The following is a 258-nucleotide window of genomic DNA, read 5'->3' on the forward strand; positions in this document are numbered from 1 at the left end:
GGGCTATCGTCCCCGCGTACGTGCCTCTGGGCGATGACCACCTTCTGCGCAGCGTTGACCTTGGTCAGCGGCATGGTTTGGTAGTTCCAGTGATCCTGGGCACTGGCCAGCGTCCAATCCTCAGTTTCCGTCCACTCGCAGCGGGTCCTGCGGGTGCTTTTGCTTGAGGCGCCTTTAGTGGGGGCTGAGAACTGGATCGAACCATCGCTGAGGACCTTGACGATGCTCGGGTAGCTGGCAATCGCTTCGGCACCGTTG

General features: G+C 61.2%; 1 protein-coding gene. It reads right to left on the bottom strand.

From position 1 onward, the window contains the following. Nucleotides 1–258: polysaccharide lyase family 7 protein (locus SB756_RS32010; protein WP_410913492.1), on the bottom strand; the 258-nt coding region annotated here is incomplete at both ends.

The sequence above is a fragment of the Pseudomonas sp. SIMBA_068 genome (assembly GCF_046534705.1).
GTDB lineage: Bacteria > Pseudomonadota > Gammaproteobacteria > Pseudomonadales > Pseudomonadaceae > Aquipseudomonas > Aquipseudomonas putida.